Annotated in this window: 7 protein-coding genes and 1 tRNA gene; all 8 read left to right on the top strand. The window is 59.3% G+C overall.

The annotated features are described in order from the left end of the window. A partial coding sequence (locus VL598_RS16315; protein WP_325327766.1) for a gluconate 2-dehydrogenase subunit 3 family protein occupies positions 1-489 on the top strand: 489 nt, incomplete at its 5' end. Positions 490-491: 2 nt separating this feature from the next. Next, the gene (locus VL598_RS16310) at positions 492-2,267 is read left to right on the top strand and encodes a GMC family oxidoreductase (RefSeq protein WP_325327765.1); all 1,776 of its coding nucleotides are present in this window, start codon (positions 492-494) and stop codon (positions 2,265-2,267) included. Between the two features lie 13 nt (positions 2,268-2,280). After that, positions 2,281-3,579 (top strand): cytochrome c, encoded by a 1,299-nt coding sequence (locus tag VL598_RS16305; RefSeq protein WP_325327764.1) that lies wholly within the window; start codon positions 2,281-2,283, stop codon positions 3,577-3,579. A 288-nt stretch (positions 3,580-3,867) separates the two neighbouring features. Then, a complete protein-coding gene (locus tag VL598_RS16300; RefSeq protein WP_414718737.1) occupies positions 3,868-5,205 on the top strand; it encodes a nicotinate phosphoribosyltransferase in 1,338 nt (445 codons plus the stop codon). Between the two features lie 103 nt (positions 5,206-5,308). Then, positions 5,309-5,384, top strand: a tRNA-Lys gene (locus VL598_RS16295). Positions 5,385-6,201: 817 nt separating this feature from the next. Next, complete coding sequence (locus VL598_RS16290; protein ID WP_325327762.1) at positions 6,202-6,789, top strand: BPSL1445 family SYLF domain-containing lipoprotein; 588 nt, start codon at positions 6,202-6,204, stop codon at positions 6,787-6,789. 8 nt (positions 6,790-6,797) lie between these two features. Beyond that, entirely contained in the window at positions 6,798-7,010 is a 213-nt protein-coding gene (locus VL598_RS16285) for a hypothetical protein (RefSeq protein WP_325327761.1), read from the top strand. A gap of 333 nt (positions 7,011-7,343) precedes the next feature. After that, positions 7,344-8,350: methyltransferase domain-containing protein (locus VL598_RS16280; RefSeq protein WP_325327760.1), on the top strand; the 1,007-nt coding region annotated here is incomplete at its 3' end.

Below are 8,350 nucleotides of genomic sequence, written 5' to 3'. Positions count from 1 at the left end.
GCGGTCGAAACGAACGTGCCCGAATACATCGATCGCCAGATGGAGACGCCCTACGGCCACGGCAAGCTGCGCTATTCGCAGGGGCCGTTTCATCCTGACGCAAAGCCGGAGTTCGGCTTGCAGATGAACCTCACGCCGCGTGACATCTACCAGCACGGCATTGCCGAGTGTGACGACTGGTGCAAGAAGATGCATGGCGACAAGACGTTCGCCTCGCTTGATCACCCGACCCAAGAGCAAGTGCTGAGCGATCTCGAGCACGGAAAGATCGAACTCGCCACGGTGCCCGCGAAGGTGTTTTTCGGCTATCTGCTCGCCAATACCAAGGAGGGTTTTTTCGCCGACCCGATCTATGGCGGCAACAAGAACATGGGTGGTTGGAAGATGATTGGTTTTCCCGGCGCCCGCGCCGACTTCGCGGACTGGATCGATCAGCCTAACACCAAGTATCCGTACGGCCCGGTATCGATCTCAGGCGAGCGGGGGTGAACATGACGATCAAGAAAAACAAAACCGATGTGGTGATCATCGGCTTCGGGTGGACGGGTGCGATTCTCGGGCAGGAACTCACGGAGGCCGGGCTGAATGTGGTCGCGCTCGAGCGCGGCGCGATGCGCGATACGCCGAACGATGCGCAATATCCGAAGATAGCCGACGAGTTGAAGTACTCGGTGCGCGGCGCACTGTTCCAGGATCTTTCGCGCGAGACGGTGACGGTTCGCCACGCGATGGACGACGTTGCAATGCCGTATCGTCAGCACGGCTCGTTTCTGCTCGGCGATGGCGTGGGGGGTTCGGGCTTTCACTGGAATGGCATGCATTACCGCAACCTGCCGGAGGAACTCGTCATCCGTTCCCACTACGAAGAGCGCTACGGCAAGAAGTTCATTCCCGAAAACATGACGATCCAGGACTTCGGCGTGACCTACGAAGAACTGGAGCCGTTCTACGGCATGGCGGAAAAGGTCTTCGGTACGTCGGGCAAGGCAGGGAATCTCGCTGGCCGGATCGTGCCGGGCGGCAACCCGTTGGAAGGCCGCCGCAGTAGCGAGTTCCCGACGCCGGCGCTCACGAACGGATACGGCGCGGAGCTCTTCGAGAGAGCGGTTCGTGAAGTGGGTTTTCACCCCTATCCCGCGCCGGCGGCCAATGCCTCGCAGCCTTACACGAACCCGTACGGGGTGCGTCTTGGCCCGTGCAACTTCTGCGGGTACTGTGAAAACTTCGGTTGCTACATGTATTCGAAGGCATCGCCACAGACGACCATCCTGCCGGTTCTGCTCAAGAAGCCGAACTTCGAGCTGCGCGTGCGCTCGCACGTCACGAAGGTCAATCTCGATGCGAGCGGCACACGCGCCACGGGCGTCACCTACATCGATCCGCAGGGTCGAGAGGTGGAACAGCCGGCCGATCTTGTCATCGTCAGCGCATTTCAGATGCACAACGTTCGCCTGCTGCTGCTCTCAGGCATCGGCAAGCCGTATGACCCCCATACGCGCGAAGGCGTGGTTGGGAAGAACTACGCGTATCAGATGACCGGCGCCGTTAATGTATTGCTACCCAAAGGCACTCAGCTCAATCCGTTCGTCGGGTCGGGGGCCGGCGGCGTGGCGATGGACGATTTGAACGGCGACCAGTTCGACCATGGCCCGCTTGGTTTCATTGGCGGCGCAAGCGTCCGCCACATCCGCACCGGCGGGCGACCGATCAAACAGGCACCGACCGTCCCCGGGACGCCGAGTTGGGGCACTGCATGGAAGGCGGGTGTGCAGGACGCCTATCAGCGTTACATGACGATCGCCATTTCAGGTTCGGTCATGTCATACCGCGACGCCTACCTCGATCTCGATCCCACGTATAAGGACTCATTCGGTCAGCCGCTTTTGCGCATGACCTTTGATTGGCACGACAACGAATTCGACATGCTCGGCTATGTCGGCAAACGCGTGGGCGACGTGGCCAAGGCGATGAATCCAGAAAAGTTTTGGATCGCGACGCGCAAGAAAGGCTCGCATTACGACACGCGCATTTACCAAACCACTCATACGACGGGTGGCGCCATCATGGGCGAGTCGCCCAAAGAGAGCGTGGTCAACCGCTACTTGCAGAGCTGGGACGTACCGAACGTCTTCGTGATGGGAGCTTCTGCGTTTCCGCAGAACATGGGCTATAACCCGACCGGTCTCGTGGCGGCGCTTGCGTACTGGTCGGCCAAGGCAATCCGCGAGCAGTATCTCAAGGACCCTGGTCCGCTTGTGCAGGCGTAAGGAGTCCTAAGCAATGATCCGACATGCAATGAAGCTGGCGTCGTCTGCCGTGGTTTGGGCGTTGCTGGCCGCATCGGCGCATGGCGCATCGGTGGCAGCCGATGACGCTCAGCTTGCGCGGCAAGGTGCGTACCTCGCGCGTGTGGGCGACTGTGTCGCCTGTCACACCGCGAAGGACGGCGAGCCGTTCGCAGGTGGTTTGCCAATCGAGACGCCGATTGGCAAGGTGTATTCGACCAACATTACGCCCGACAAGACAACGGGCATTGGCAGCTATAGTCTCGAAGATTTCGACCGGGCGCTGCGGCATGGCATATCGAAGGCCGGGTACTCGCTTTATCCGGCCATGCCATATCCGTCCTATGTGAGCGTCAAAGAGGACGACGTCAAGGCGCTTTACGCTTACTTCATGCGCGGCGTCCCGCCGGTGAACCGGTCGAACAGGCAGCCCGACATACCGTGGCCGCTTTCGGCGCGTTGGCCGCTGGCAGCGTGGCGGTGGCTCTTCGCGCCGTCTGTCGTTGAGGTGACCAACGCGCCCGACGGCGATACCGTGGCACGCGGCCGCTACCTCGTTCAAGGATTGGCGCACTGCGGCGCCTGTCATACGGGGCGAGGCATGGGCTATCAGGAGGAAGCGCTCGGCGATGAAAGTACCGCATTCCTGTCGGGCAGCGTCATCAATCATTATTTCGCCAAGGACCTGAGGGCTGACCCCGTCGATGGGCTCGGCATGTGGAGCACGCAGGACATCGTGCAGTTCCTCAAGGCGGGGCGCACGCATCGCGCGGCCGCGTTTGGCGGCATGGCCGACGTCGTCGAGCACAGCACTCAGTACCTGGATGATGCCGATCTGGAGGCGATCGCGGCATACCTGAAGACGTTGAGGCCGCTGGATTCAAAGGAAACGGCGCTCGCCTATGACGACACGACCGCGAAGGCGTTGAGAACCGGTACGGACAAGAGCGGCGGTGCAATGCTTTTCCTTGATAACTGCGCGGCATGCCACCGCAGCACTGGCCAAGGCTACAGCGAAACTTTCCCACCGCTCGCGCAGAGCTCGGTGATCAACACGGAGGATCCCACCTCGTTGATTCATCTTGTGCTGAGCGGCGGCGCGATGCCGGCTACTCACGGGGCCCCAACGCGTTTCGCCATGCCCGGGTTCGCCGAACGGCTCAGCGATCAGGAGGTTGCAACGGTGCTCACCTACGTGCGCAGCAGCTGGGGCAATCGTGGGTCCGCAGTGAGCGCGTCCGAAGTGGCGAAGGTCAGACGTGCGATCGGCGCCGCCACAGTGGTCCAGCGTTGAAGCGTCGCCCGGGGCAGCGATATTGGAACCCGGGCGCGCGTGTTGCTTTCGCACTAGCGGCGATCGCGCGAGTGCATCTTCGATGTTGGTGCGCATGATATTCGTATCGTCGCGGCGCTTTCATCGACGCTGAGTGACGCACGACGTCGAGCGGCGGGATTTCATGAGCTGCATATCATTAAGGAGTACGCATCAATTGCCGTGCGAGGCGTTTGACGCCCTGTGGGCGTGAGTGGCGGCGCTCGTCGAACGAGGCACGGTTGAACGCAACGCAGGCGCGTCGTGAAGATTCCGATCGAGAGCCCCCTCCTGACTGACTTGTACGAACTGACGATGCTTCAGGCGTACTTCGACGCCGGCATGAACGAAATGGCATCGTTCGAGTTTTTTGTGCGCGAGTTGCCGCGCCACCGAAACTTTCTGATGGCGGCAGGGCTCGAGCAGGTGCTCGACTACCTGGAGAACCTTCGGTTCTCATCCGACGATCTCTCGCTGCTCGCCCAAACGGGGCGATTTACGCTGGCGTTTCTCAAGTCCCTTGAAACACTGCGTTTTACGGGGGACGTGGAGGCGATGCGAGAGGGCACCGTTTTTTACGCTGAGGAGCCGATATTGCGTGTCACGGCGCCGATGCGCGAAGCGCAGCTCGTCGAAAGCCGTGTCATGAACTTGCTTCACTACGAGACCGTCGTGGCCAGCAAGGCCGCACGGATCGTGCTTGCCGGGCCCGGTCTGGATCTCGTTGATTTTGGATTGCGTCGTGCGCATGGCGCTGAGGCGGCGCTTTTATCGGCCCGCGCGAGTTATCTTGCGGGATTTGGAGGCACGGCAACCGTCTTGGCGGGCTTGCAGTTTGGCATTCCCGTCCAGGGGACGATGGCGCATTCGTACGTGCAGGCTCATGCCGATGAATTCACGGCGTTCGAGCAGTTTGCGAGATCGCAGCCCAAGCACGTGACTTTGCTGATCGATACCTACAACACAGAAGCCGCCGCTGCCAAGGTCGTCGATGTTGCGCGACGCCTCGAGCGTGATGGCATTGCCATCAAGGCCGTGCGCATCGATAGCGGCGATCTGGCCGATCACGCGCGGCGCGTGCGGAGAATTCTCGACGATGGACACCTCACGCATGTCGCGATTTTCGCGAGCGGCAGCCTGGACGAGTACCGCATTCGTGATTTGATTTCAGCGAAGGCACCGATCGACGGGTTCGGGGTGGGCACACGGATGAACACGTCTTCGGATGCGCCGTATCTTGATTGTGCCTATAAGCTCGTGGAGTACGCGCACAAGCCTTGTCGCAAGCGGTCTGAGGGCAAGGCGACATGGCCCGGACGCAAAGCGGCTTTTCGGCATGAAGGCGCGAACGGCGTGATGGACGGCGATTGGCTGACGCTTGCGCACGAAAATCGCGATGGCATTGCGTTGCTGGAGCCCGTGATGACGGCGGGCGTGCGTCGCAGGGATCTGCCCAGCCTTGCCGATAGCCGCGATCATGCGCGCCGGCAATTGCGCGCATTGCCGGCACGGCTGCGCGCGCTCGAGGCCGCCGATTCGTATCCCGTTGCGGTATCGGACGCGCTGAAGGCTTTGGCGCGGAAAGTTGATGCAGGAGTGGGAGGGTGATGGCGTGTTCTGCGTCTGGATAGCTTATGTTCACGGCCAACGAAGAAAAAGGGCAGGGGACTGTTGACGCCGCCAAATTAGCTCGCTATAATTTTGGTCTTTCGGGTCGTTAGCTCAGCTGGTAGAGCAGCGGACTTTTAATCCGTTGGTCGCAGGTTCGAATCCCGCACGGCCTACCAAAGAATCAAACAAAAAGCCTAGTCCTCGTGACTGGGCTTTTTGCTTTGTGGCGCCCCTCTCCTCCTGCCCGAACAGGGCCGCAGCTGTTGTCGCTTACGCGCGGCGCGCCGTGTGCTGCCAGCACTGTTATCCGGTGGTGCGGGAAGCCAGTTCTCCTCTGGCGCATTACCCTGCTTGCAGTTCGAGAAATAGAGGTCAAGCGATCCGTTGGGGATTGGGCACCGATTCTGTCGCGCATACCCTCAGTGAGTTTGTTCTGCGGATTCGGATAAAAAAGTACGAGCTGTCGTACATCGTGATCGACCAGAAACCCCCAAAGCCGGCGGCGTCTCGCCCTTGGCGAAGCTGAGCGAAGCTCAGTAACGCGTGCTCGCTTTCGCGCTGATGAGCCTACGCTTAGGGGAACCGCCGCTTCTTGCGCCCTCATTGTGGGGAGTCGGAAAACGTAGCGACGCGTTATGACGCCAGGGCGCCTGACCTACATTCGTTTAGGAAATTGGCCGCCAGCGCATGGGGAAGACTGGATGGATATGAGACTAAAGACCGATTCCTTTCAATGGCGCAACTACCTATATTGAGCTTCATCCAATGACGGGGGGAGACCGACACGACGGTGGTCGACACCGCGAAGCCGTCGCCGTCATCGTCGGCGAGTGCAAGAAGACACCGAAGGATTCTTTCAAGACCAAGGTCCGAGAGCTCCATAAGAGGAGCGGCCAGATCACCCTGTTCGAGCATCATTGAAAGCGGGGCAGGCAGTGGCACGGGGACATGATCTATCGCTTAGCAATGCTATCGCGCTGACGGAGGAGCAACATGAAACGGAGAAGCTTTATGTGCGGCGCAGTGGCCACACTCGCGGTTGGAGGCTTTGAGCTTGCCGGATGCACGACGACCGGCAATCAGCCGGCGACGGCTGCGACAGATATGTCGAAGCGCCAGTCCATCGACGCAAGTGTGGACGGCACGATTTCTCGACTCTATTCAACGGTACAGGGTTCGCGCGAGCTTGCCGGAAAGTCGCAGGGTTTACTCGTTTTTCCGTCGGTGGTCGAGGTTGGCTTCATCGTTGGCGGGCAGTACGGCGAAGGCGCCCTGCGCGTTGGCGGTTCGTCCGTTGGATATTACAGTACTGTGTCTGCAGCGTTTGGCTTCCTTGCCGGAGGCCAGTCAAAATCACTCATCTTCCTGTTTTTGACCCAGGATGCCCTTAACCATTTTCGCAATTCAGATGGCTGGACGGCAGGTGCGGACGCGTCAATCGCACTGCTGAAAATCGGAGCGAACGGCGCAATCGATACAACCACGGCCACTGCACCCGTCGAGGCGATTGTGCTCACCAATGCCGGGCTGATGGGTAATGTCTCGCTTGACGGGACCAAGGTCTCACGTCTGAAAATCTGACGTGTCCAATGGCCGACATGGCTGACATCCGCACCGGCCATTCGGTGACTTACATCGGCAAGTCGCTGTCGAAGTCCAAGTACGCGGCTTCGCTCGTCGAGTTCGACGCATGCGGCGGGAACATCATGGGCAAGCTTCGCGAGAAGGGGCTCGACAAGAAAACTAGTTTCCTTCACGGCACGACAAGTGCGGAGCCCGGAGAAATGAAGCGTGCCTTTTGAGCGACCCCACCTTAACCCGCCGAGTACACCACTCGTAATTTAGCTGACTGGCCGGTTTCTGGTTGGACGCCAGTGCTCGTCTGGCACCACGGTCTACCTTGTCGCTCTGGCAAACTTTACGATAAGCGTCTACGCGGTTAGTGGATTCCTTCGGGCGCGCCTCGTGAGATGATCACCATCACCACGAAACGAGAATGCCCTACGCACCGATGCGCACGGTGAGGGTGGCGAAGGGAGATCCGTAACCGGCCGTGCTAGTGTTGCTGTAGCTCGTGTATGTCCGTATTGAACCGAGATATGTCCTGAACGGTAAGAATATTTCCGGAGGACGACATGGCTATATCGCGGCGAGAAAGGCTGCTCGGCGGCCTGGACCTGCCGAATATGGTCGGCGTGGAAATTGGAGCGCTCGCCAGCCCATTTGTTCGCCGCGAAGACGGCGAGATCCTGTACGTAGACCATGCGGACCGCGATACGCTGGTAGCCAAGTACGCCAAGCACCCTGACGTGATCACAGACAATATCGTCCACGTCGATGCCATCTGGGGCGACAACACGCTTTCAGATGCAGTAAAGGGCCGCAAGTTCGATTACGTCGTGGCGTCGCACGTCATCGAACATGTGCCGGATATGATTACCTGGCTCACTGAGATTCGAAGCATTCTCAAGGAATGCGGAAGCGTGCGCCTGATCGTCCCTGATCGCCGCTTCACTTTCGATTTCCTGCGCGAGGAAACGCGACTGTCTGACTTATTGGCAAGTTACGCTGTCCGCGCGCGCATTCCACAGCCATATTCGGTTATTGATCATGTGATGAACGTGATCGTCATGGATTGCCAGGCGGCGTGGGAAGGCCGCATCGATCCGGATGGGTTGCAGAAGCATCACGATTTCACCGACGCACTTAATCTTGCACGTGACGTCGTCAACAACAAGACCTATCACGACGTCCACTGCTGGGTATTCACACCAAAGTCCTTTGCGCGGCTGATGGGGCGACTGGGTGAACTTGGACTGCTGGATTTCGCCTGCGCAGGATTCCATGACACGGAGACCGGATTCATTGAATTCTTCGTAACTCTTCGCCCTGAGTCCTCAAAGGAAAAAATCATCGAAAGTTGGAAGCGAGTCGAACTCGAAGCGAAAGACCACGTCTCCAGCGTGTGCCAGAAAGAGGAGCGGAAAGCGCAACCCGCCCTGCGGGCTCAGGTGGAGCACCTTCGATCCGAGAACGAGCGGCTCAAACATCTTGAGCAAGAAATCGTAGAACTCAGAAATTCAACATCGTGGCAGGTCACCGCGCCGCTTCGAGCCGCGTCAACGGCATTTAGGCAGATGTT

It is taken from the genome of Trinickia sp., assembly GCF_035492435.1.
GTDB lineage: Bacteria > Pseudomonadota > Gammaproteobacteria > Burkholderiales > Burkholderiaceae > Trinickia.
This window is presented reverse-complemented; position numbering and strand designations above follow the sequence as displayed.

Excerpts from the sequence above, each read along its gene's own strand:
- VL598_RS16305 (WP_325327764.1), top strand. The coding sequence starts at position 2,281 with ATGATCCGACATGCAATGAAGCTGGCGTCGTCTGCCGTGGTTTGGGCG.
- VL598_RS16290 (WP_325327762.1), top strand. The coding sequence starts at position 6,202 with ATGAAACGGAGAAGCTTTATGTGCGGCGCAGTGGCCACACTCGCGGTT.
- VL598_RS16310 (WP_325327765.1), top strand. The coding sequence starts at position 492 with ATGACGATCAAGAAAAACAAAACCGATGTGGTGATCATCGGCTTCGGG.
- VL598_RS16285 (WP_325327761.1), top strand. The coding sequence starts at position 6,798 with ATGGCCGACATGGCTGACATCCGCACCGGCCATTCGGTGACTTACATC.